The organism is Actinoplanes sp. NPDC051851 (genome assembly GCF_040681165.1).
Taxonomy (GTDB): domain Bacteria; phylum Actinomycetota; class Actinomycetes; order Mycobacteriales; family Micromonosporaceae; genus Actinoplanes.
Window position 1 is genome coordinate 26,785 of the sequence record NZ_JBFAYF010000043.1, and the last position, 23,546, is coordinate 50,330.

The window sequence follows — 23,546 nt, forward strand, 5'->3', positions numbered from 1 at the left end:
CGTTCCTCCAGGCCGCGACCACGTCATCCGGCCCCCACACCAGGTGGCCGGGCTCGTGCCGGGCGGACGTCCCCGACCGGCTGACGATGACGAGGACCACCGGTCGCGGCGTCGAAACCGGGAATCCGGGCGGCGCCCGCACGCAGGGATTCGAGGTCCCGCTGATCGAACGGCGCGTCGAGCCACTTGATCGAACCGGCGAAACCGATCCGTTCGGCGATCGGACCGCGGTCGGCGCCGACGATGTCGATCTCCGGGTTGAACTGCCGGTTCCACCAGCCGCCGACGACCTGCACACCCTCCCACGGAAGGTCGCCGTCGAGGGCCGCGTTCGTCAGCGCCTCCCGGATCACCGGTTCGACGGCCCGGCCACGCCAGGACGACCACCGCCTGCGCACCAGTTCCCGGGCGGCGACGGCGCGACCACGGGCGGCCTGGGTCTGCGCCTGCCGGAGGACGCCCAGGTAGAGCCGGAGGTTGCTGTCGGCGACGCGGTACCGGGCCGGCTTGCCCGGCTGGGTGGCGAGCGGTTCCTCGATGGCGAGGACCTGCTTGTCGGCGACCAGGCGGTGCAGCAACGGCGACAGCGTTCCGGAGGGCAGCGCACCCGCACGCCCACCGGCGGCGGAGGCGATGTTCGCGAACGTCCGGTCGCCGTCCCCGATCGCCTCGATCACCCGGCGGGCGACGTCCGGGTTCGGGAACTCGGAGTTGAGCGCCTGTTCGGGGACGCTGAAGATCCGTGAGGCGGGATCGGCGCATTCACCGTCGAGGAAGTCGAGCGCGGTCGTCCCGTTCGGCCAGCCGACGACGATGCCGGGCAGACCGCCACTGATCAGCTGCGCGTCGATGGCGCCGGATCCGGAGAGCCCCAGGAAGTCACCGATCTCCGAGGGATTGAGCGGGCCGAGGACGAGGTTGTCGGCCCGGCCGTAGAACGGCCGGTCGTAGGCGGTGAGCCGCTGCATCATGTGCAGATCGCTGCCGAGCAGGAGCAACAGGACCGGCCGTGTTTGTGCAGCAGTGCCAGCTCGACCTTGCGTCCGAAGAACATGGCCACCACCCGGTGGACAAAAACTATGTAGATTCAATCTACCGGATTCGGCGGGGGCGGGCTCGTGTCCGGGACGGCGACGTGGCAACCTGCCCACCGTGACGACGGTTGATGGGGCTGCGGCGTTTCTGCGGGGGCGCTGGCGGGTGGAGCGGGGCATCGTCGATCACCGGGCCGGGGTGTCGGGCGAGTTTCTGGGTACGGCCGTCTTCGGGGCCGACCTGGGCTACCACGAGGAGGGTGAGCTGCGGTTCGGGGGGCATCGCGGGCCCGCGTCGCGGTCGCTGAAGTACGTGGACCTCGGCGGGTGGGTGCTCGACGTGACGTTCGCGGACGGGCGGGACTTCTACCGGCTCGACCTGAGCGACGGCGGGTGGACGGCCGAGCACCCCTGCCGGGCCGACCGGTACGTGGTCGACGGGCGGATCACCGGGCCGGACGGCTTCACCGAGCACTGGCACGCCACCGGACCGGAGAAGGACTACGAGCTGACCACCCGCTACTCACGGCTCCTACCGGCCCCGAAACTTTCGGAACTCCGGCTCGAAAGTTGACTCCCGGCCGTACTATAAGCGCTTTTGAACTGGGGTTTTGCACTTCATATTACCGATAAGTTTCCGGAAGTTGTTGACACAGGGATTGATGGGGGCAAATACTCGCGCTGTCGACACATCCCCCACTCCCCTCGTCCCGGGAGGCGACGCGAATGTCCCGAATCCCCCTCCGGATGCTCCTGCGAGCCGTCTGCGCCGCGGTCGTCGCCGTGGCCGGAACCCAGCTGGTGAGCGGTCCGGCCCAGGCGGACACCACGATCACCACCAACCAGACCGGCACGAACAACGGGTACTTCTACTCGTTCTGGAAGGACAGCGGCAACGTCAGCATGACCATGGGCTCCGGCGGTCAGTACTCGACCAGCTGGAGCAGCATCAACAACTTCGTGGCCGGGAAGGGCTGGGCCACCGGCGCGCGCCGGACGGTCACCTACTCCGGCAGCTTCAGCCCGAGCGGAAACGCCTACCTGACCCTGTACGGGTGGACCACCAGCCCACTGATCGAGTACTACATCGTGGACAGCTGGGGCACCTACCGGCCGACCGGCACCTACATGGGCGCGGTCACCAGCGACGGCGGCACCTACGACATCTACCGCACGCTGCGGGTGGACGCGCCGTCGATCGAGGGCACCGCGACGTTCTACCAGTACTGGAGCGTGCGCCAGTCGAAGCGGGTCGGCGGCACCATCACGACGGCGAACCACTTCGACGCGTGGGCGCGCCTCGGGATGAGCCTCGGCACCTTCAACTACCAGATCCTCGCCACCGAGGGTTACCAGAGCAGCGGCAGCTCGAACGTGACGGTGAGCTGATGATCATGCGTATCCGTGTCCTCGCGTCTCTGGCCCTGCTGGGCGTCACCGGCCTCGCCGGCGTGAGCTCCCCCGCGTCGGCCGCCGCCACCTGTAGCGGGTACGTCGGGCTGACCTTCGACGACGGGCCCTCCGCGAGCAACACCCGGAGCCTGCTCACCGCGCTGACCGGTAACGGTCTGCGGGCCACCATGTTCAACGAGGGTCAGTACGCCGCGGCGTATCCCGCCCTCGTCCGGGCCGAGGTCAGCGCCGGGATGTGGGTGGGTAACCACAGCTACACGCACCCGCACATGACGACGCTGAGCCAGGCGGACATGGAATCCGAGATCTCCCGTACGCAGAGCGCCATCGCGTCCGCGGGCGGCGGGACGCCACGCCTGTTCCGCCCACCGTACGGCGAGACGAATGCGACGCTGCAGGCCGCCGAGCAGAAGTACGGACTGACCGAGATCATCTGGGACGTCGACACGCAGGACTGGAACGGGGTCTCCGTGGACGCCATCGTCGCGGCCGCCGCCACCCTGACCAACGGCCAGATCATCCTGATGCACGACTGGCCGCCGAACACGGTCGCCGCCATCCCCCGGATCGCCCAGGGGCTGGCGTCCCGGGGCCTCTGCTCGGGCATGATCTCACCCTCGACGGGCCGGGCGGTCGCACCGTCCGCGGCCGGTGTCTGCTCCGGGCCGGAACGGGGTGACCACTCCGCGCCCGGCGCCGGCCCGCGCTCCGGCGTCGATCCCGGCCGGGGCCGGGCACGGACCGCCACGTCCGGCCGGCAACAGCGCACGTGATCGGTCAGCCCGTTCCGTGCCACACCGCCGGCCCGCTGATCCGGGTCCCGCCCCGGCTCGGTACCACCCGGCTCGGCTGGCGGTGAAGCCCGGAACCGCCGCCGCATTCCACCCGTGACCCTGCTGGTCGATGCTGGACCGCACGGGTGGGACGCCGGATCCCGCGGCGAGTGCCCGTCCGGAACGCTCGCGGCCCGCGGATCGCCGATTCCATCGGCCAGGTTTCGGTCGGCCAGGTTTCGGTCGCGGGCCCGTCGGGTGGCGTGCCCGCAGGCGGTGGGCCGGCGGTCCAGGGTGCCTCGGCCGGTCCGGCTGGCGATCCGGGGTGCCTCAGGCCCGTCGGCTGGCGATCCGGGGTGTCTCAGGCGCTCCAGAGACCCGTGAACGCCAGCCGCGCCGGGAAAGCTGGCACCCAGAGGTCACTCCAGCCCGCCGACACACCCCTCACCATCAGCCACCAAGATCATCCCCACAGTTGATCATGAAATGTTGATCAAGTCCGGCCAGTCGGGGCCCACCCCGACCGGGGGAAACCCCCATCCCTAACGGAACAGTGGCACATAACCGTGATCTTGGCCCGGGGCCCTGTGGACAAACCCCGGCTGTGGATAACCCCCGACCCGGACCATGACCGAGAACGACCACCCCGTCAGCGGGCGGCTCGCTCGCCGGGGATCCGTAGTGGGGGAGGACACCAGAAAAGATCGGTGGTGCCGGGAACCAGAGGCACCCGCGGGAGCGACTCTGCGGAGGTGTCACAGGTGAGGGGATGCATACCGTGAGGATCGCTGGACGGCTCGTGCCCGTCGGAGTCGTGGGGATCGCTGTCGGGGCGCTTCTCCTCGGACTGTGGGTCGGCAACGGGGTCGATGACGCGGTCCTACCCGGAATCCCCTCGCCGGGAGCGCTCACCGTCTGGGCACTTCCGGTCATCACCCTGCTGTCCGAGCTGCTGGCCGTCCTGGTCGTCGGCGGCACCGTCACCGCGGCGTTCCTGCTGCCCGGCGACGATGCGGGTCTCGCCCCGCACGGCTGGCTTCTCCTCCGGCGGACCGGCTGGCTCGCCGCCGCGTGGACTCTCGTCACCCTGGCTCTCGTACTGCTGACCGTTTCCGACGTGCTCGCCGTGCCCATCGGCGAGCTCAGCGGCCAGGCCGTGGCCGGGTTCGCGTTCTCCATCGCCCAGGGGCAGGCCCTCGTCGTCCAGGCCACGCTCGCGCTGGCCGTCACGGTCGTGAGCCGTCTGGCACTGGCCCGGAACACCGCCGCGTCCAGCGCGCTGCTCGCGATGGCCGCCGTGGTGCCGCCCGCGTTCACCGGGCACGCCGCCGGGTCCGGGAATCATCAGATCGCCGTGACCAGCCTCGCGCTGCACGTGCTCGCGGCCACGGTCTGGATCGGTGGCCTCGCCGGGCTCCTCGCGATCCGCACCACCCGGCATCTCCCCGCCGCGGCCCAGCGCTACAGCCGCCTCGCCCTGGCGTGTTTCGCGGCCACCGCGCTCAGCGGCGCGGCGAACGCCACGGTACGCCTGGGCAGCTGGAATGACCTGCTGGAGACGCGTTACGGCGTACTCATCATGCTCAAGATCGCCACCCTCGCCGCCGCCGGGCTGATCGGCGCGAGGCACCGCGCACGCTGTCTCCCGGAGCTGGCCGCGGGCCGCCCCCGGGCCTTCCTCCGGCTGGCCGCCGGTGAACTGCTCGTCCTCGGTGCCGCGACCGGGCTCGCCGTGGCCCTCTCCCGCAGTCCGGACCCGCAGGCCGTGACCGATCCCGATCCCTACGTCGAGGTGCTCGGCTTCCCGATGCCGGCCGCGCCGACCGCCGCCCGGATTCTCGGCGACCCGCTGCCCGACATGTTCTTCCTGGTGCTGGTCGCCGCCGGGATCGGCTACTACCTCGCCGGGGTGCTGCGGCTGCGGCGGGCCGGGCATGACTGGCCGATGGCGCGCACCGCGAGCTGGCTCGGCGGGATGCTGCTGCTCGGCGCGATCACCTGCCTGGGCGTCGGGCGGTACGCGTACGTCCTGTTCAGCGTGCACATGATCCAGCACATGGTGCTCTCCATGGTGGTGCCGATCCTGATGGTCGGCGGCGCCCCGGTCACCCTGGCGCTGCGCGCGCTGCGGCGGCCCGCCGATCCGGCGATGCGCGGCGCCCGCGAGTGGCTGATCCTGATCCTGCACAGCCGGGTCGCCCGGTTCCTGACCCATCCGCTGGTGGCGCTCGCGATCTACGTGGCGAGCCTCTACGGGCTCTACTTCGGCGGCGCGCTCGGCACACTGATGCGCTACCACCTGGGCCATCTGGCGATGCTGACGCACTTCGTGCTCGCCGGGTACCTGCTGTTCTGGGTGCTGATCGGCGTCGACCCGGGTCGCCGGCGGATCCACCCGGCGCTGCTCGTGCTGATCCACTTCCTGGCGATGGCCGCGCATGCCTTCTTCGGCTTCGCGCTTCTCCAGGGTACGGCGGTGATCGCGCCCGACTGGTTCACCGGCGTCCACCCGCCCTGGGCCGACTCGCTGCTCGCCGATCAGCGGCTCGGCGCCGGGGTGGCCTGGGCGTTCGGTGAGCTCCCGGCCGCCGCGATCATGCTGCTGCTGGTCCGGCAGTGGATCCGCAGCGACGAGCGGGAGCAGGCCCGGCTGGACCGGGCCGCCGACCGCACCGCCGCGAGCGGCGAGGAGGACGACCTGGCCAGGTACAACGCGTTCCTGGCCGAGGCGTCCGCAAAGGATTAGGCCACGTCCGGGAAGGGCCGGGGCCACGTCCCAGGATCAGTGCGAGTCCTGGTATGCCTTGAGGGTTCGCGGGCCGAAGGCGTCCGGGAGCACCTCGTCGATGGTCTTGATGCCGCTCAGCGTCTCCAGCAGCATGCCCTCGGCCGAGAACTCGTAGAGCAGCTGCCGGCACCGGCCGCACGGCATCAGGATCCCGCCGTCGCCGTCCACGCAGGCGAACGCGACGATCCTGCCGCCGCCGGTCATCACGAGGTTGGAGACGAGCGAGCACTCGGCGCAGAGGCCGACGCCGTACGACGCGTTCTCGACGTTGGCGCCGGTGACGACCCGGCCGTCGTCGACCAGGGCCGCCACGCCGACCGGGAAGCCGGAGTAGGGCGCGTACGCCTTGGTCATCGCCTCCCGGGCCCGTTCGCGCAGCATCGTCCAGGTTTCTTCAGTGATCACGACAAGAGCTTAGGCGCGGTCCCTACGCACCAGTGACCAGACCGGCCGGCAGGCTCAGAGCACGCGGCCCAGGCGCCGGCGGGAGTCGATGCCCAGCTTTCGGAAGACCTTGCGCAGGTGGTAGTCGACCGTGCTCGCGCTGATGAAGAGCCGCTCGGCGATCTCCGGATTGGTCAGGCCGTCGCGGGCGAGTCGCGCGATCGCCGCCTCCTGCGGTGTCAGCTCGCTCGGGCTGCCCGGCGCCCGCCGCCCCGCCCGCTCTCCGGTCGCGAGCAGTTCCTGCCGGGCGCGCTCCGCGAACCCCGGCGCCCCCATCTGCTCGAACATCGTCAGCGCGGTCCGCAGCGCCTCCCGGGCGTCCCGGCGACGGCGCTGCCGCCGGAGCCATTCGCCGTACAGCAGATGGGCGCGCGCCAGATCCCCGGCCGCCGCGGTCGACGCCAGCAGGCCGATCGCCTCCCGAAAGCGCTCGTCGGCCGGCGCGAGCACCGCCTCGGACCGTTTGAGGACGCCCAGCGCCCACGGCGTCCCGCCGGCGGTCGCCCGCGCGGTGAGCGTCTCCAGCGCCCGCTCGGCCACCGGGCGGTCCCCCGCGTAGACCGCCGCCTCGATCAGGTCCGGCAGTACCCGGCTGTAGGAGCACGCGTAGTCGTCGGCCAGCACCTCGCTCGCCACCCCGGCCGCCGCGGCGTAGTTGCCCTGGCTCAGCTCCAGGATGATCAGTCCCAGTCGTGCCATGCGGACGCTCGCGCCCATGCCGAGCCAGATCGCCGCCTGACGGGCCCGTTCGATCCGTTCCCGGGCGTCCGCGGGTGCGCGCCACGCCACCTGCTCCGGGCTCCGGAAGACCTCCCACATGTACGGCGTACTGCGCACCGCGCTCCGCAGTTCGTGCACCTCCAGCAGCAGTTCGTCCGCGCTGTCGAGCCGGCCGAGTGTGGTCTCGTGCAGGGCGAACGCGAAGAGCGCGGTCTCCAGTACCTGGATCGCCCCGGTACGCCGGGCCACCTCCGCGGCCCGTTCCAGGATGGTCTCGCGGGTGCGGTCGTCCCAGATCCGGGTGCACGCGGTGATCCCGGTGACGTAGTGGGTGAGCACGTCCGCGTCGGGCACGTCCCCGGTCGCGAGCAGTCCGGTGCCCCGGCGCAGGGCGGGCAGCGCATCGGCGAAATCGGACACCACCAGCGTCGCGATCGCGTCCAGCAGCAGGTCGGCGATGGTCTCGCCGGGATGGTCGCGGGCGACCACCACCTCGGCGATCTCCCGCAGGCTGGTCCCCTCGACCAGGTACTCCGCGGTCAGGGCGGCGTCGACGGCGCTGAGCAGCGCGCCCCGCTGAAGATCGAGGACAGCCGAGAGCCGGTCCCGGGCCGGGTCCGGATCGTCGGCGCGGAACGCCCGGTACGCGGCCAGGCAGGTCGCCGGGACCTGGGCGATGCCGCGTTCGCCGCCGAGCGCCACGATGGTCCGGGCCCGCAGCATCAGGCGGTCCCCCCGGCCGGTGGCGTCCAGCAGGGCCGGGTCGAGCGCGTCGAGCAGCAGGGTCGCCTGGGTGGGCGCGCCCGAGGTGTACGCGGCCCCGGCGGCGGCGAGCAACCGGGCGGCGCGGGCCCGGTCGTCCGGGGTGAGCTCGGCGGCCCGGGTGAGGAAGGTGGCCCGGGCGGCGTACCCGCCCCGATCGGCGGCGCGCCCGGCGGCCAGCTCCAGGTCGGCGGCGACCGACTCGTCCGGCTGCAGCGCGGCGGAGGCCCGGTGCCAGGCCCGCCGGTCGGCGTCGGTGCCGCGCGTGGTGACCCCGGCCAGGGCCTGATGGGCGCGGCGCCGTTCGGAACCGGTGGCACCGCCGTAGATCGCGGAGCGCACGAGCGGGTGCCGGAACCGGATGTCGGGTCCGAGAGCGATCAGGCGGGCCCGCTCCGCGTCGTCGGCCGCCTCGGGACGGACGCCCAGCTCGGCGGCGGCCGCGGTGACGTACCCCAGATCGCCGTGCGGTTCGGCGGCGGCGATCAGGAGCCAGCGCCGGGTGGGCTCGGGGAAACGGTGCACCTGATCGAGGTAGTGCGCCTCCAGCCGGCTCCCGACCGGCAGCGGCTCCGGGAGCAGCAGCGCACCGGCGAGCTGGTTGCCGGTGAGCGCGGTGGAGAGATCGGTGATGGCCAGCGGGTTACCCCGGGTGGCGGTGACGATCTGGGCGGCCACCTTCGGATCCAGCGTACCCGTGACGACCGACCGCAGCAGTTCCAGGGCGTCGGCCGGGGGCAGCCCCTCCACCGCCACGACGGGCAGCCCCTCCAGGAGAGCCACATCGCCGGTTCCGGTGCGTACCGTGAGAATGAGACCTATCCCCTCGGCGTGCACCCGGCGGGCGACGAAGGCCAGCACCCCCAGGGACTCCCGGTCCAGCCACTGGGTGTCGTCCACGCAGCAGAGCACCGGACCGCGCGCCGCCACGCTCGCGAGCAGCGACAGCACGGCGAGACTCACCAGGAAACGATCCGGGGCCGGCCCGTCCGCCAGCCCGAAGGCCACCGACAGGGCCGTCCGCTGCGTCCCCGGCAGAACTTCCAGATCCTTCCTCACGTACGACACCAGCAGGCGATGAAGAGCGGCGAACGGGAAGTCCGCCTCCGCCTCCACACCGGCCACCCGCAGCACCCGGAGGTCGTCCGCCGCCCGGGCCACCTCGTCGAGCAGCGCGGTCTTGCCGATCCCGGCCTCACCCCGCACCACGACGACCCTGCTCATCCCGGCCCTGACCTCGTCCAGCAGGTCGTCCAATGTGGCCTTCTCGGCGGCGCGTCCCAGCAGCACGGCCGCAGACTACGTGAATTCTGTGACGGACTACGTACTCGCGTGGACGCGAGGAACGCTCCCACCGCCATACCGTGACCGCTGGTTCACAACGAGGGGGTACAGGGCATGAGCACCATCGTTCTGGTTCACGGGCTATGGGTGACGCCACGCAGCTGGGAGCAGTGGGTGCCGTACTACGAGGCCAAGGGGCACACCGTGATCACGCCGGCCTACCCGGGCTTCGAGGTCGAGGTGGAGGCGCTGCGGGCGGACCCGACGCCGATCGCCACCGCGACCGTCCCGGACACCCTGGCACACCTGGAGAAGGTGATCACGGCGCTGCCGGAGAAGCCGATCATCATGGGTCACTCGTTCGGTGGGGCGCTCACCCAGCTGCTGCTGGACCGGGGGCACGGGGCGGCCGGCGTGGTGATCGACTCGGCGCCGCCGGAGGGCATCCGGGTGACGCCGCCGTCGCAGATCAAGTCACTCTTCCCGATCCTGAACAACCCGGCCAAGCGCCACCAGGCGGCCGGGTTCACCGCGGAACAGTTCCACTACGCGTTCACCAACACGCTCTCCGAGGCCGACTCGCTCGCGGCGTACGAGCGGTACGCGATCGCGGCGCCCGGCAGCTGGGTCTGGGCGTACGGGCTGATCGCGAACTTCAAACCCGGCAAGCAGGAGACCTGGGTCGACTTCCACAACAACGACCGGGCGCCGCTGCTGTTCCTCGCGGGCGGCGCCGACCACATCATGCCGCCCTCGGTGAACAAGTCCAACGCCGACCACTACAGGGCGCCGGACACGATCACCGAGTACTACGAGTTCCCCGGCCGGTCGCACTGGACCTGCGCGGAGCCGGGCTGGGAGCAGGTCGCCGACCACGCCCTGGAGTGGGCGCTGCGGCACGCGTGAGTCCTGTGCGGGAGCCGGTCGCCCGGCTCCCGCACCCCCGATGGATCACGTCACTTACAGCCGATCCAGTCCTTGTAGGTGCTCGGCACGTCGCCGTCGGCGACCTTGTCGGCCAGCTCCCAGAAGACCTCGGGCCAGTCACCCTCGGCGTTCATGTCGTTCAGCACCTTCCACTGGTGGCTGCTGGTCAGCGCCTCGGCCGCCCGCTTGCGCGCGGCGTCGTCGCCGGCCCGGTCGGCGCGCGTCCACTCGGCGATCCACTCGCAGCCGACCAGGCCGGTCACCGCGGCGCCGAACTGGTACGCATCGTTGGTACCCGCCCCGTCCAGGTCGGACTTGTCGAACCCGGGCGGTAGCGGGATGTCCGCCAGCAACTCGTCGGCCTTCGCGGAGATCCGGTCCGGGGTGATCACGTCGGCGGGCATGGCGGCCAGCCAGGTGTCCACGTCGACCTGCTCGACATGGGTCAGGATCTCGTCGAAGACGGCCCGGGTGACCCCGGCGCCCTGCAGGCGCAGTTCGACGAAGACGTCGTCACGCGGCGTCAGCATGATGGCGAAGTCGTTGTCGCTGTACGTGAAGACCTTGCCGGTCCAGCCGACGATCCCGCCCGCCTCCGGGGCACTGACCTGGAGGCGGTCCTGGTAGTAACTGTCGTAGGACTCGGCCCGGTACCAGTTCATGTCCAGCAGGAGCGTGCCCTTCTGGAAACTGATGTCGCCGCTGCCGTCGCCGTCCCGGAAGCCGTAGACGTGGACGATCGTCCAGCCGTCCTCCCGGACCAGCAGGCGCGGCATCTTCTCGGCGGCCTCCTTGGCCGCGGCCGCGTCGATCGGCCCCGGCGTCGCCGCGGTCTCCTCGACGGTGGCGACGTTGCTGCCATTCTCCTCGTGCCAGCCCCGCCCGCCGGCCACGAAGGCCATCGGGAGCAGCGCGACGAGGACCGCGGCCGCGGCCACCACGACGGCGGAACGGCGGGCCAGGCGGTGGCGGAGCGCGAAGCGGGGTTGCGGCGGCTCAGACATGATCTCCTCCAGGAGGCTCTGCCTCGCCCCGTCGAGGTGTCCGAGACCGATCGCACGGTACGGATCGGCGTCACGGATCAGGTGATCCAGCTGCTCGTCGGTCACCGGCCCTCCTCCGGGATGAGTCTGGTCAGTACGTCGAGCACATGTCCGGACGACGCGCGTTCGTCACCGATCAGTTCGCGAAGCCGCCCCCGGGCCCGGGAGAGTCGGGTACGGACGGCCGCCGCGTTCACCCCGAGGACGGTGGCCACCTCGCGCGGCTCCAGCCCGTCCCAGACCGTCAGCGTCAGCACCTCCCGGTCCAGCTCGCCGAGGCGGGCCAGGGCCGCGCGCACCACGAGCCGGTCCGGGACCTCGGTGCCCGGGTCGACGGCCGGTCCCCCGGTCAGCCGCTGACGCAGCCGGTCACCGAGCCGGTCCCGGCGCTGGTCACCGCGGTGGTGGTTGGCGAGCACCCGGCGCGCGACGCCGTAGAGCCAGAGCTTCGCCTCGGTGTCCGGCGGGATCTCGCGTACGCGTCGCCAGGCCACCAGGAACGTCTCGGCGACGATGTCCGAGGCGTCCTCCGGGCGGTCGACACGCCGGATCGCGTACGCGAGAAGCGCCTCGAAATGGTCGGCGTAGACCCGTCGGAACCGGTCCTCATGGTCGATAGCGGAGGTCACGTCACCTCCATGTCCGGATCGACGCCGATCGTGACAGCCTATTCTCAGATTTCCTGATGCTGCCGTTCGGTCACCACGGGACCGGGCCGTCATCCTGCACGAACGTGCCGGTCGGGCTCTCCGCCACCGTCGCCAGGTGAAGGACGATCGCCGCGCCCTGCTCCGCCGTCCGCTCCAGGCTCAGCCCCAGATCGGTGGCGAAATCGGTCCCGCACGCACCGGGGGCGACCGCGTTGACCGTGATGCCCTCGGACGCGAGCGTCTTGGCGTACATCACGGTGACCATGTTCAGCGCGGCCTTCGACGCCGGGTAGGCCAGCGGGAGGCGACCGCTCGCGAACGCGTGCCCGGGGTCGGACTGCCAGGTCAGCGACGCGGTGCCGCTGGACACGTTGATGATCCGGCCGCCGTCGCCCTTCCGCAGCAGCGGCAGGAAGGCCTCGGTGACGCGGACCACGCCGAACAGATTGGTCTCGAACACCGTACGCATGACCTCGGGGTCGATCTCGCCGCTGACCTGGCCGTCGATGCCGCCGGAGATCCCCGCGTTGTTGACCAGCACGTCCAGCCGCCCGTACCGCCCCGCCACCTCGGCGACGGCGTCGCGCACCGAGTCGTCGTCGGTGACGTCGAGCCGAAGCGTCCCCGGCCCACCGCCGCGCGACCCGGCGACGACGGTCATCCCCTGGGCGGCGAGCCCCGCTGCGATCGCCGCGCCGATACCCCGATTCGCCCCGGTGACCAGGGCGATCCTCGTTGTTGACATGCCTCTATCCGAGCACCGGCCCGACCGGCGCGTCCAAGACCGATACGGTGGGAGCCGATACCTTTGCGGTATGGACGACGTCGAGACCCGCGAGCTCCGGTACTACGTCGCCGTCGCCGAGGAACTGCATTTCGGCCGGGCGGCGACCCGTCTCGGCATCGCCCAGCCGCCGCTCTCCCGCGCGATCCGCCGGCTCGAACACCGGATCGGCGTGCCGCTCCTGGAGCGCACCAGCCGCGGAAACCGCCTGACCGGCGCCGGCGAGGTGCTGCTCAAGGAGGCGCGGATCGCCCTGGACACGGTCGCCACGGCCGTCCGGCGCACCCGCCGGGCCGGCACACCCCAGCGCGCTCTGATCCTCGCGATGAAGCCCGGCGGCGACGGAGGTCTACTTCCCAAGATCCTTCTCGGGTACGAGCCGGACCCCGACGCCGCGCCGGTCGAGTTCGTCTTCTCGATCGCCGGACGGGCCGCCATGCTGCGCACCGGTCGCGCGGACGTCGCCTTCCTGCACCACCCGCAGAACGACCTGCACGGCCTGGCCACCGCACCCCTCGCCGTCGAGCGCCGGGTAGCCGCACTGGCCGAGTCCCACCCGCTCGCCGCCCGCGAGTCCCTCCGGATGGCCGACCTCGACGGCGAGCCGATGCCACAGTGGCCGGAGTCCGCCGACCTGCGCCCGGGCCCGGTGGTCGACGACGCCGCGGCGCTGCTCCAGCTGGTCGCCCTCGGCCGCGCGGTGGCCCTGGTCAGCGAGTCGGCGTTGCAACGCCCGTACCGCGGCGTCACCTACCGCCCGGTCCTGGACGCCACCCCCGCCACGCTGGTGATCGCCTGGCAGCCCGACGCCCCGCCACCCCACGTACTCGCCTTCCTCCGCGCCGCCCGCACCGCCGCCGCCTCCGCCTCCCCCGTCCACTCCGCCTCGCCCGCCTCCCCCGTCCACTCCGCCTCGTCCCCTCCCTCGCCCTCCGCCCCCACTTCCGCCTCGCTCCCGCCGCATCCGCCGCTCCCGGCCCCGGCACCGGGCCCTCGCACTCGCGCGACCCCCGATCCTGCGCCTAGAGTCAGCTGACGTGACTGCTGACATTGACGCACGTACATGGTTGCGCGAACGGGGCGCCACGATGGTCGAGCACCCCGGCGGAACCCTCTTCGCTCACCTCTGCCGGGTCGAGGAGTTGCTCGCCGAGCTGGGCCACCCCCGTGACGTCCAGCTGGCCGGCCTGACCCACGCCGCATACGGCACCGACGGTTTCCCCCTCGCGCTGCTCGACTGGACCGACCGCGCGACGTTGCGCAACCTGATCGGCACCGAGGCGGAGGCGCTGGTCTACCTCTACGGCGCCTGCGACCGCAAACGCAGCTGGCCCCACCTGGCCGAGACCCACGAGGTCACCGACCGCTTCACCGACCGGGTCGAACACCTCACCCCGGCCATGCTGACCCCCTTCATCGATCTGAGCATCGTCAACGAGCTCGACGTCATCGCCCAGAACCCTGCCCTGCTGACCAAGCACGGCGACTACTTCCGCACCCTCTTCACCGCCTGGTCCCCCGCCACCTCCCCACCCGTCGCCGCCCGGATCCGCCACATCACCGCCCCCGCATAACCACGCCCGCCTTCGCCCGCCACCCACCCGCCCTGCCGCCCTGCCACCTCTCCCGCCCCGCCACCTCTCCCGGCCTGCCGCCTCTCCCGCTCTGCCATCTCTTCCGCCCCGCCGCCTTTCCCGCCCCGCCACCTCTCCCGCCCCGCCGCCTTTCCCGCCCTGCCGCACGGGTCAGCCGCCTCGTCGCGCCCGCTCGACGATCCAGGCGAGCGGCCGACGGCGCCGCAGCGCGCGGCGCCGATCCATCGGTTCCTGAACCGGACCGACCAGGTGCTGGGTGAGGCCGATGGCCGCGAAGAGATGTCGCATACCGAGGAATCTAAGAACCCACTGGCCCACGGCTATAGTCCAGACACATGGCGGAAGAGTGGGCCAGTTTCGGCCGCGACCTGCACCTGCCGATCGACCGCACGCGGGGTCTACGGGCAGGCCTGGAGCACGCCCTGCGCGAGGCGGTACGCGACGGCCGCCTCGGGCCCGGGGACCAGCTCCCGTCCTCCCGATCCCTCGCCCAGGAACTGGGCATCTCCCGCGGCACCGTCACCCAGGTCTACGAGCAGCTCACCGCCGAGGGCTACCTGGACAGCCGCCCCAGGTCCACCGTCCGCGTAGCCCCACGAACGAAGCCGCCCGCTCCGCTCCCCACCCAGCCTCCGCTCCCCGCCCAGACGTCGCTCCCCGCCCAGACGTCGCTCCCCGCCCAGACGTCGTTCCCCGCGCAACCTCCGCTCCCCAGGCGGCCCCCGTTCTCTGCGCAAGCCTCGCTCCCGGCGCGGCCTCCGTTCCCCGCGGAACCGGCCGGTTGCCTGCCCGTTACCGGCGGCTTCGATCTCCGCCCGGGCTTGCCGGACCTGTCGATGTTCCCGCGCCGCGAATGGCTGGCCGCCACCCGCCACGTGCTGCAGACCGCCCCGAACACGGCCTTCGCCTACGGCGCACCCGCCGGAACCACCGAGCTACGCGAAGCCCTCGCCGATTACCTGGGCCGTTCCCGCGGCGTGATCACCTCTCCCGCCAACATCGTGATCTGCGCCGGCTACACCCACGCGCTACGCGTCATCTGCGAGGCCCTGACCGGCCCGATCGCCTTCGAACACCCGTGCCTGCCCGACTACCCCGCCCTCGCCGCCACCATGGGTTTGCCGGTCAGCCACATCCCGGTCGACAACGACGGCCTGGTCGTGTCCGATCTCGGTCAGGAAAACGCCGTGGTCGTCACCCCCGCCCACCAGTACCCGCTCGGCGTCACCCTCAGCCCACACCGCCGCCTCCAGCTGATCGACTGGTCCCGCCGCACCGGCGCCGTGATCGTCGAGGACGACTACGACGGCGAGTTCCGCTACGACCGCCAGCCCGTCGGCGCTCTCCAGGGCCTCGCCCCCGACCATGTCATCTACGCCGGAACGGTCAGCAAGACCATCGCCCCGGCCCTCCGCATCGCGTGGCTGGCCGTCCCCACCTCCGTCCTCCCGGCCGTCCACCGGGTACTCACCAGCGACGAGTCCCACGTCAGCACCCTCGACCAGCTGATCCTGGCCCACCTGATCCGCCGCGGCGACCTGGACCGCCACCTCCGCCGCTGCCGAACCCGCTACCGCCACCGCCGCGACCACCTCGGCCGCGCCATCGCCACCCATCTCCCCGGCGCTCACCTCTCCGGCATCGCCGCCGGCCTCCACGCCGTACTCCACCTCCCCGGCGCCACCGAGCCGGACATCCTCACCGCCCTCCAGAACGCCGACGTCGCCGTCGAGGCCCTGTCCTTCTTCTACCGCCGGGCCGATCACGGTCACCGGGCCGATCACGGTCGCCGGGCCGATCACGGTCGCCGGGCCGATCGCGAGCCCTCACACGGCGCTTCTCCCGGCGTGGTGATCGGCTACGCCTCGCCGCCGCAACACGCCTACGACAGCGCCGTCGAGGCCCTGATCACCGCGCTACGCTCCGCCATCGCCACATAGGAACGACCGCGACGGCCACGAGCCGGTGCGCCCCGAGTTCCCCGTAGGGTGGCCTGGTGAAGCCGATCACCGCGGGCGCCGACCTGACCGAGACCACCATCGGGGACGAAGTCTTCGAGGGCCTGGACCTCCGCTCGGTCCGCTTCAACTGTGCCGAGCTCACCGGCGTCAGGTTCGTCGAGTGCCGCTTCATCGGCTGCAACTTCTTCGACGCCCGCCTCACCGACTGCGACCTCCTCGACTGCACCTTCGACCGCTGCACCTTCACCGGCACCGAGATCACCGGCGGCGACTGGTCCGGCACCCGGCTCCTGGCGGCCGACCTCTCCACCACCGAGTTCACCCGTGTCCGCATGCGCGAGACCAACCTCCGCGCCGCCCGCTGTCAGGGCGCCACATTCCGCGACGTCGACTTCACCAACGCCCTCCTCGACGAGGCCGACTTCACCCGCGCCGACCTGCGGGGCAGCATCCTGACCGCTTTCGACCCTCGCACGACCGACCTCCGCGAGGCCGTCATCACCGCCGAACAGGCAGTCGACCTGGCCGTCGCCCTCGGACTCTCCATCCGCTGACCTTCACGCACCCGGCCTATCCGCTGGCCCACGCGCACGCCAGCCCACCCGCAAACGGCCCAACCACCGGCCCACGCGCACACGGCCCAACCGGCCAGCCCACGCGCACACGGCCCAACCGCCGCCCACTGCGCCGCCCGCCCACTGCGCCGCCCGCTCAGCAGCCCGGAATCGAGCACACTGTGTAGTTGTAAGCGACGTAGTAGAGCGCTCCGAACACCGGCAGGCTGGCCAGCAACCCGAGCGCCGCAGCCGGCCGCTGCCCCGGAAACCGCACGTGCATGACCGCACCCAGCACCACCAGGACGGGCACCGCCATCAGCGCCGTCGCGATCAGCGTCCCGGTCCCGTCGTCCGCCATCCTCTCCATCCAGGGAACCTCGGTCACGTACGCGGTCCAGAAGAAGCCAACCGTGATCACCAGGATCACCATCGCCCAGGTGAACGTGGTACCGGCCGAACGCAGACGCGGATTCTCGATCATGCCGCGGATGGTGCCACACCCCTGCACACCCGCGCACCAGCGCACCAGCGCACCAGCGCACCAGCGCACCAGCGCACCAGCGCAAATATCGATAGCGCAAGCACGTCGGGTTCGCTCATCGTGAGCTCATGGAGCTCTCACCCGCCGAGCGCCGCGTCTGGAATCGGCTACCCTCCGGCACCCGCGACGCCCTTCTCGGCCTGCCACCCACGGACCTCCAGACGTTGTTGCTCTCCGTAGCCAAGTCACGCGCTTCCCGCATACGCCCACAGCACCTTCTCCGACGCTGGCGAGAAGACCGCTTCGTCCGCCCCGCCGAGACCGACCTCCGCTCGACCGCCGCCGCCGAGGCCCACCTCTGGAACCTGCTCCCGCCCGACTTCGAGGGCGTCGAGCTCTCCCCGGTAGCCCCGATCGGTACCTGCTCCGCTCTCGCTCCCGTCAGCCAGAACCGCGTCGTCACCACCATGCGCTCCACCGAGGTCCTCAGCGACGCCACCAACGCCCTGGCCCTGGAAGCCGCCACCCGCCGCCTGCGCCAGCCACGCTCCGGCGCCGTCCACCTGGCCGCGAGCCATCGGCTGCTCCGAGCCCAGCAGTTCGGCCCCGGCGCCCCGGCTCACTTCCGCCTGTTCTCCCTGGTCTCGAGCGCCCGCGACACCGGTTCGGGCTCCACTCAGGCCCGCATGCTGACCCTCCACCTCGCTTACTGGCACCGGGTCCTCCCCTCGTTGCGCCTGCTCTACACCGTCATCGACAGCGACGTCCTCCGTGAACGCATCACCGACGCGGTCTCGCTCACCGTCCCCGTCGAGGAGGAACCGGACCGCCGGCGGGGTGCCGGCTACTACCGCGGCGCCGCGATCCGCCTGGTCACCACCGCCCAGGAGCTGGGCGACGGCGGATTCACCACCTGGACCGCCCAGTTGATGAACGACGCCAAGGAACTCTGCTTCACGTCTTGCCTCTCCATCGACCGCTTGGCAACGCTCCACCCCTAGAAAATCCTTGGCCGGCAACTGCCTGGGCTCTGGCATGTCGAGGCGCCAACCCGTCCGTCTCGTCACGGCCGGACCAGCAGTCCTTGAGCGAACCGGGCCTCCAGCACGGCCGCGGCCCGCGTCACGGTCGGCAGAGTCAGCGCGAAGAAGGCCGCGACGACCAGGTAGAACCCCACCCCTGTCAGGTAACCGTCGCCGAGGCCGAGCAGCCCCGGCACGTCGTGGTCCTGCGGGCCGTCCGGCAGCGCCCATCCCCACAGCGCCCAGCTCAGTCCGCCCAGTAGCCCTGCCCACCAGCTGACCACGAGCGAGGTCGCGATCGTGCTGGGAACGAACCGCAGCATCGCGTGGGCTAGGTCCCGCCACGATTGCGGATCGGTGAGCACCTGCCGCCTGGAACCGCCGCGGTAGAGCGGCGCCGTCGACGGCTCGCCGAGCACCCGGGCGATCCGTGCCCGCTCCGCGATCGCCATCCCCCGCGCCAGAAGCATCGAGCCCACCGCCAGCGGAACCCCGATCCAGAGCGCCGCCAGCCCCAGCCCGATCGCGAATCCGCCGAAGCAGAGGACGATCCCCGCCAGCCCCACCGGGAAGCCGGTCAGCACATATCGCGTATCGCTGCGCATCCGCGCGGCCCGGGTGAGGTAGCGCTCCACCGGAGCCGGCTCGATCGCCTCATCGAGGTAGGTCGTCGTCATGCCACGACGCTATGCCGCGTGGGCCGCGCCGCCGACCTGGCAGGCCACCGTCTTCGGGGTAGGGCTAGCCCTACCACAGTCGGGGGAGCACCCGGTTGTCCGGGCGCTTCCGCCGGCGGAGGATCGATGCACGCCACAACGGCCGTCGAGCACAAGATGGTCAGCGGATTCCTACATGCCGAACCGCCTGACAATTCGAGGTGGCACGTGAACAGGAGAGTCCGATAATCATCGGACGGTTAGCACGTGACGAGAATGACAGAGTCGCGCGATTATAGTCCACATAGAATCGCATTTCCTACGTTTTCTGTTTCCCGGACGCCGGGTGCCGTTTGCGCGATACTCAGTAATCGGCCAAGAAGCACGAAATACAGGAGTGAAATTCCATGACCCGCTTCAATTCCCGCACCAGGATGCTTCAAACCACCGGGGCCGCGGTATTTGCGGCAGCGGCTCTCGTCGGACTTCTGCCGACCGCCGCGCAGGCCGACCGGGGCGACCGGACGGTGCTGGCCAGCGTGCAGAACAACAGCTCGGTGCGGCTCACCCAGGTCACCACGTCGCTCCCCGAGGGGAAGTGGACAAAGGAGCCGCCGTCCAGCATCAAGGAGAACGCGAAGACCCGTTTCGGCTCGATGTCGACCGAAGACGAGGGTGGCACCGAGGCGACCGTCACCTACCGGACGAAGTACGGGGATGTCGAGTTCTACTGGGATCACCCGTGGGCGGCGGACGACGACATCACGTGCGACGCGCCGGACGAGCTGAACTGTGACGTCTACACCAGCGGATCCGCGACGGTGAAGGCCAGCTTCACCATTTCCAACGCTTTCTGACGCTATTTACCGGGGCGGGTCGTCAGACCGGCTCGCCCCACTCCGTCTCCCCCGTGGCGGTGATCGCGAGATGCACGAAAACACTGTCCTCGGCCGCACCGTGCCAGTGCGGCACCCCCGGCACCACATGGACCCAGTCGCCCGGTTCCAGCACCCGCGCCTCGTCGAGGCCCTCCCATTGAATGAGCCCACGTCCGGACACCACGACCAGCGCCTGCTCCCCGGTGTGCACGTGCCAGTTCGACCGCCCGCCGGGCGCATAGGCGAACCGGTGGCCCCGCATCCCGTTCTCCCGCTGCCGCGTCAGAATCTCCGCCTGCCACACGTCCCCCACGAACTTGTCCGCTCCGACAGCCGGCGACGCCACCGACGCTTCCGCCACAACCTTGAATTCCTCGCTCATGCCCTCATCATCCCGCCCTCCGCGTCACGAAGAACCCGGTTGGGCCTGCGCCGATCCACCCGCGAGGAATCAGACTTCGCCTGCCCCGTCGACGCCACGAAGAACGTGGTTGAAGTTGAACCTCACCCGGTCCGCGCCGTGCCCGCGCAGCGTGACCAGGGCGGTGAGCGCCGTGTCGAGCACGTCGACGCTACGCCGATAGACGAGGATCTCGGTCAGCGTCAGGTGGATGCCGTTTCCCGCACCGAGTCGGGTTCCCACGGAAACCGGTCCGGCAAGGCAGCGCACGCTCAGCTGAATGAGGTCGCCCTCGACGACCCGCACGTCACACACCTGCAAGCTGACGGTCACGCCCCCGCCTTCGGTAGTGGGCCAGGATCTGACGAACCAGACAGCCGAGTAGCGCACCCACGTCGGCGAGTTCCGTGGCATCTAGGTCGCGTCCCTCACGGCTCGGGTTCATGACGCAGACCTCGAACCGGCCGAACACTACAGGCCCGTCGCATCGCAGCGAGTTCACCGCGGCCGCCAGCGCATCGACCGCCAGCGCATCGGCCACCGGCGCATCGGCCACCGACGCATCGGCCGCCGGCGGCCAGTCCCGGTCTCCCGGAACCAGCCGGATGCCATTGTCCAGCCGGATGCCATTGTCCCCCGCCTTCAACAACATGCCGCATCCAGCACCGCGATCAGTGATCGCGGGCAGCGAGAAGACTACCCACATGAATCCACAATGGACGACTGGACTCGGCTATCCTGCGCAGCATGGACGAGACGAGTGCCGCGATCGATCCGAACGTTGCCCATCCCGCGCGCCGGTACAACTACTGGCTCGGGGGCAAGGACAACTTCGCGGCGGATCGGGCGTCCGGGGACGAGCTGGAACGGCTGTTCCCGAAAGTACGGCTCGGGGCCGTCGCCAACCGGGCCCTCCTGCAGCGCGCCACCCGGTTCCTCGCCGCCGAGGCCGGGATCCGGCAGTTCCTCGACATCGGGACCGGACTGCCGACGGCGGACAACACGCACGAGGTCGCGCAACGGCACGCGCCGGAGAGCCGGATCGTCTACGTCGACAACGATCCGCTGGTCATGGTGCATGCCCGCGCACTGCTCAACAGCAGCGCCGAGGGGCGCACCGCCTACATCGAGGCCGATCTCAACGACCCGGCGGCAATCCTCGCGAACCCGGTCCTGCACGACACGATCGATCTGAAGCAGCCGGTCGGCCTGATGCTGATCGCGGTGCTCCACTTCATCCACGGGCACGGCGCGGCCTCCGGGATCGTGGGGCGACTGCTCGACGCGCTCCCGGCCGGCAGCTACCTGGTGGCCACGCACGCCACCTCCGACTTCGGCACACCCGAGCAGCAAGCGCTCTACCAGCAGCTCATCGAGCAGGGCCGGACCGACGTGTGGACCCGGCCGAGACAGGAGTTCGCGGAGCTCTTCGACGGCCTCGAACTGGTCGAACCGGGCATCGTTCCGGCCAGCGAGTGGCGGCCCGAGAGCGGCGCGGAGATCCCGGAACGCTCCGACATCAACGTCTGGACCGCCGTGGGACGCAAACCATAGGACCTGTGAATCTTGATCCAGAGCTTCCTTCGGAGGTTTCCGGCTGGTGACAATCCTGTCAGCAATCGCCGACCTTCGAAGGAGATCGATGCATGGCCACGACGACGTCGCCCCCGATCACCCGGCGCCTCACCCTGCTGCTGGCCGCCGTCAGCGCCCTGCTCATCACTCTCACCACGGCGAGTGAGGCCGCACCGGCGAGCGGCACCACGACAGCCAGCGACACCACGACAGCCAGCGACACCAGGACAGCCAGCGGCACCACGATGGCGGGGAGCGTGACAACTCCCGCCCTCACCTGCGCCAGCCTGACCGGTCTTGATCTGAACGGGATCGACGGCGCGCCCACCCAGCTGGGCTCCGCGACCGTCGAGGCGGCGGCCGACAACCCGCTCGGCGACTGGGAGGCCTGCGACGTCACCGGCATGATCGCGCCTCAGCTGCAGTTTGAGCTGCGCCTGCCGACCAGCACCTGGCAGGGTGGATATCTGCAGGTCGGCTGCGGTGGCAACTGCGGCGTGGTGAGCGCCGGGAACGCGCCCGCCTCGACCGGCTGCGTGCCGCTGACCGGGGGCGAACTCGCGGTGGCCGGCGACAACCAGGGGCACGCCGGGTCGAGCATGAGCTCCGGCCTCTTCGGCACCGACCCCACCCTCAAGGCCGATTTCGGGTACGCCTCGGAGCACAAGCTCGCGATCGCCGCCAAGGAGATCATCCAGCGGTTCTACGGCCGGGCGGCCGAGCACTCCTACTACGACGGGTGCTCGCAGGGCGGGCACGAGGCGCTCACCGAGGCACAGCGCTACCCGACCGACTTCGACGGCATCGTCGCGGGCGACCCGGCGAACAACTGGACTGCGCACACCTTCGAGCACGCCTGGAACGCGCAGGCGGTCTTCGCGGACGACGGCAAGCCGACGATGACCACGAGCATTCTCGGTCAGCTGCATGAGGTCGTACTGGAAGCCTGTGGTGCGGTTGACGGTCTGATCCTCGATCCGCTGACGTGCACGTGGGATCCGGGCAGCATCGAGTGCGGCACGACCACCGCCGAATTCTGCCTGACCACGGCCCAGGTGACCAGCGTCCGCACGTTGTACGACGGCCCCCGCGACGAGCACGGCACGCTGCTCTACCCCGGCTGGCAGCTCCGCGGCAACGAGCTGAACTGGGCGAACGTCATCGTCCCGGCGACCGCGACGAGCACCGTGTCGGCCCAGACCAACGTCACGGAGCGCGTACGGTATCTGGTCTATCCGGAAGCACACCCGAACGGCACGTATCGGGACATCACGTTCACCTCGAAGGCCTGGAAGCAGTTGATGGCCACCAATGAGGGCATGATGGACGCGACCGATCCTGATCTGTCCGCGTTCAAGAAGGCCGGCGGCAAGCTGATCATCTGGCACGGGCTGGCCGACCCGAACATCGCGGCGGTGGGCAGCATGGCGTACTACCAGGCGGTCCAGCGGACGGTCACGGACGCCGCGAGCTTCGCCCGGCTGTTCCTGCTGCCGGGGGTGTCGCACTGCGGCGGCGGGCAGGGCCCCGACAAGATCGACGCGCTCTCCGCGGTGATCGCCTGGGTCACCGACGGGACCGCCCCCGAGAGCCTGACCAGCCAGAACGCCACGACGACCCGGCCGGTGTACCCGTACCCCTATATCGCAGTCTCGAAGAACGGAACCTGGACGCCGGTGCTCTCCACGGCGGAACGCGATCTCAAGGTGGACTACCTGGGATCGTTCCGCTCCGGCTACGAGACGGTCAGCGGCTGGGAGAACGGTACGTGGGTGACCCGCCCCGGCAAGAGCTGACGC

At 70.7% G+C, this 23,546-nt stretch carries 23 protein-coding genes and 2 pseudogenes; 13 read left to right on the forward strand and 12 right to left on the reverse strand.

All coding sequences use genetic code 11. From position 1 onward, the window contains the following. Positions 1 to 23 precede the first annotated feature (23 nt). Entirely contained in the window at positions 24 to 971 is a 948-nt protein-coding gene (locus AB0M08_RS32540; RefSeq protein ID WP_364501639.1) for a DUF234 domain-containing protein, read from the reverse strand. Positions 972 to 1,152: 181 nt separating this feature from the next. Between AB0M08_RS32540 and AB0M08_RS32545 the strand changes: the two genes are divergently transcribed. From AB0M08_RS32545 to AB0M08_RS32560, 4 genes and pseudogenes are all read left to right on the forward strand, one after another. After that, positions 1,153 to 1,608: a DUF6314 family protein gene (locus tag AB0M08_RS32545; RefSeq protein ID WP_364501641.1), complete on the forward strand. Its 456-nt coding sequence runs from the start codon at positions 1,153 to 1,155 to the stop codon at positions 1,606 to 1,608. 173 nt (positions 1,609 to 1,781) lie between these two features. Beyond that, a pseudogene (locus AB0M08_RS32550) lies at positions 1,782 to 2,417 on the forward strand (glycoside hydrolase family 11 protein); the annotation flags it as partial. 11 nt (positions 2,418 to 2,428) lie between these two features. Beyond that, positions 2,429 to 3,220, forward strand: a complete 792-nt coding sequence (locus AB0M08_RS32555) for a polysaccharide deacetylase family protein (RefSeq protein WP_364501644.1) — start codon at positions 2,429 to 2,431, stop codon at positions 3,218 to 3,220. A gap of 814 nt (positions 3,221 to 4,034) precedes the next feature. Beyond that, a complete protein-coding gene (locus AB0M08_RS32560) occupies positions 4,035 to 5,966 on the forward strand; it encodes a cytochrome c oxidase assembly protein (RefSeq protein WP_364501647.1) in 1,932 nt (643 codons plus the stop codon). Positions 5,967 to 6,035: 69 nt separating this feature from the next. On the opposite strand, the pseudogene AB0M08_RS32565 reads toward AB0M08_RS32560, so the two are convergent. Further along, positions 6,036 to 6,410, reverse strand: a pseudogene (locus AB0M08_RS32565) (cytidine deaminase); the annotation flags it as partial. Between the two features lie 57 nt (positions 6,411 to 6,467). After that, the gene (locus tag AB0M08_RS32570) at positions 6,468 to 9,224 is read right to left on the reverse strand and encodes an AAA family ATPase (protein WP_364501650.1); all 2,757 of its coding nucleotides are present in this window, start codon (positions 9,222 to 9,224) and stop codon (positions 6,468 to 6,470) included. A 108-nt stretch (positions 9,225 to 9,332) separates the two neighbouring features. Between AB0M08_RS32570 and AB0M08_RS32575 the strand changes: the two genes are divergently transcribed. Beyond that, entirely contained in the window at positions 9,333 to 10,124 is a 792-nt protein-coding gene (locus tag AB0M08_RS32575; RefSeq protein ID WP_364501653.1) for an alpha/beta hydrolase, read from the forward strand. A gap of 50 nt (positions 10,125 to 10,174) precedes the next feature. On the opposite strand, the gene AB0M08_RS32580 is transcribed toward AB0M08_RS32575, so the two are convergent. From AB0M08_RS32580 to AB0M08_RS32590, 3 genes are all read right to left on the reverse strand, one after another. Beyond that, complete coding sequence (locus AB0M08_RS32580; protein WP_364501656.1) at positions 10,175 to 11,254, reverse strand: hypothetical protein; 1,080 nt, start codon at positions 11,252 to 11,254, stop codon at positions 10,175 to 10,177. Continuing rightward, entirely contained in the window at positions 11,251 to 11,817 is a 567-nt protein-coding gene (locus tag AB0M08_RS32585) for an RNA polymerase sigma factor (protein WP_364501658.1), read from the reverse strand. Before AB0M08_RS32585 ends, AB0M08_RS32580 begins: the two co-directional genes overlap by 4 nt. A 70-nt stretch (positions 11,818 to 11,887) precedes the next feature. Further along, positions 11,888 to 12,583, reverse strand: coding sequence for an SDR family NAD(P)-dependent oxidoreductase (locus AB0M08_RS32590; RefSeq protein WP_364501662.1), 696 nt, complete (start codon positions 12,581 to 12,583; stop codon positions 11,888 to 11,890). A 70-nt stretch (positions 12,584 to 12,653) separates the two neighbouring features. Here AB0M08_RS32590 and AB0M08_RS32595 point away from each other — a divergent pair, with 70 nt between their 5' ends. After that, positions 12,654 to 13,658: a LysR family transcriptional regulator gene (locus AB0M08_RS32595; RefSeq protein WP_364501665.1), complete on the forward strand. Its 1,005-nt coding sequence runs from the start codon at positions 12,654 to 12,656 to the stop codon at positions 13,656 to 13,658. 1 nt (position 13,659) lies between these two features. Then, entirely contained in the window at positions 13,660 to 14,196 is a 537-nt protein-coding gene (locus AB0M08_RS32600; RefSeq protein ID WP_364501668.1) for a DUF6817 domain-containing protein, read from the forward strand. A gap of 171 nt (positions 14,197 to 14,367) precedes the next feature. On the opposite strand, the gene AB0M08_RS32605 is transcribed toward AB0M08_RS32600, so the two are convergent. Next, a complete protein-coding gene (locus AB0M08_RS32605; RefSeq protein WP_364501670.1) occupies positions 14,368 to 14,505 on the reverse strand; it encodes a hypothetical protein in 138 nt (45 codons plus the stop codon). A 47-nt stretch (positions 14,506 to 14,552) separates the two neighbouring features. On the opposite strand from AB0M08_RS32605, the gene AB0M08_RS32610 reads away from it, so the two are divergent. Further along, complete coding sequence (locus AB0M08_RS32610; protein ID WP_364501673.1) at positions 14,553 to 16,157, forward strand: PLP-dependent aminotransferase family protein; 1,605 nt, start codon at positions 14,553 to 14,555, stop codon at positions 16,155 to 16,157. Positions 16,158 to 16,213: 56 nt separating this feature from the next. Next, positions 16,214 to 16,732 (forward strand): pentapeptide repeat-containing protein, encoded by a 519-nt coding sequence (locus AB0M08_RS32615; RefSeq protein WP_364501676.1) that lies wholly within the window; start codon positions 16,214 to 16,216, stop codon positions 16,730 to 16,732. A gap of 157 nt (positions 16,733 to 16,889) precedes the next feature. Here the strand turns inward: AB0M08_RS32615 and AB0M08_RS32620 are convergent, their stop codons facing one another. Then, positions 16,890 to 17,216 carry a hypothetical protein gene (locus AB0M08_RS32620; RefSeq protein WP_364501679.1) on the reverse strand — a complete coding sequence of 109 codons (327 nt, stop codon included), beginning with the start codon at positions 17,214 to 17,216 and terminating at the stop codon, positions 16,890 to 16,892. A gap of 128 nt (positions 17,217 to 17,344) precedes the next feature. On the opposite strand from AB0M08_RS32620, the gene AB0M08_RS32625 reads away from it, so the two are divergent. After that, positions 17,345 to 18,217 (forward strand): hypothetical protein, encoded by an 873-nt coding sequence (locus tag AB0M08_RS32625; RefSeq protein WP_364501682.1) that lies wholly within the window; start codon positions 17,345 to 17,347, stop codon positions 18,215 to 18,217. A 62-nt stretch (positions 18,218 to 18,279) separates the two neighbouring features. Here AB0M08_RS32625 and AB0M08_RS32630 read toward each other — a convergent pair whose 3' ends face one another. Beyond that, entirely contained in the window at positions 18,280 to 18,915 is a 636-nt protein-coding gene (locus AB0M08_RS32630) for a sensor domain-containing protein (protein WP_364501685.1), read from the reverse strand. A 386-nt stretch (positions 18,916 to 19,301) separates the two neighbouring features. Between AB0M08_RS32630 and AB0M08_RS32635 the strand changes: the two genes are divergently transcribed. Then, positions 19,302 to 19,751 (forward strand): hypothetical protein, encoded by a 450-nt coding sequence (locus AB0M08_RS32635; protein WP_364501688.1) that lies wholly within the window; start codon positions 19,302 to 19,304, stop codon positions 19,749 to 19,751. 22 nt (positions 19,752 to 19,773) lie between these two features. On the opposite strand, the gene AB0M08_RS32640 is transcribed toward AB0M08_RS32635, so the two are convergent. From AB0M08_RS32640 to AB0M08_RS32650, 3 genes are all read right to left on the reverse strand, one after another. Continuing rightward, a complete protein-coding gene (locus tag AB0M08_RS32640) occupies positions 19,774 to 20,154 on the reverse strand; it encodes a cupin domain-containing protein (protein WP_364501691.1) in 381 nt (126 codons plus the stop codon). Between the two features lie 69 nt (positions 20,155 to 20,223). Next, on the reverse strand, positions 20,224 to 20,505 hold the full coding sequence (locus tag AB0M08_RS32645) for a hypothetical protein (RefSeq protein ID WP_364501694.1): 282 nt from the start codon (positions 20,503 to 20,505) through the stop codon (positions 20,224 to 20,226). After that, positions 20,480 to 20,878: a hypothetical protein gene (locus AB0M08_RS32650; protein WP_364501696.1), complete on the reverse strand. Its 399-nt coding sequence runs from the start codon at positions 20,876 to 20,878 to the stop codon at positions 20,480 to 20,482. Before AB0M08_RS32650 ends, AB0M08_RS32645 begins: the two co-directional genes overlap by 26 nt. A gap of 41 nt (positions 20,879 to 20,919) precedes the next feature. Here AB0M08_RS32650 and AB0M08_RS32655 point away from each other — a divergent pair, with 41 nt between their 5' ends. Both AB0M08_RS32655 and AB0M08_RS32660 read left to right on the forward strand, forming a co-directional pair. Further along, the gene (locus tag AB0M08_RS32655; protein ID WP_364501698.1) at positions 20,920 to 21,726 is read left to right on the forward strand and encodes an SAM-dependent methyltransferase; all 807 of its coding nucleotides are present in this window, start codon (positions 20,920 to 20,922) and stop codon (positions 21,724 to 21,726) included. Between the two features lie 92 nt (positions 21,727 to 21,818). Beyond that, positions 21,819 to 23,543: a tannase/feruloyl esterase family alpha/beta hydrolase gene (locus AB0M08_RS32660; protein WP_364501701.1), complete on the forward strand. Its 1,725-nt coding sequence runs from the start codon at positions 21,819 to 21,821 to the stop codon at positions 23,541 to 23,543. Positions 23,544 to 23,546: the final 3 nt, after the last annotated feature.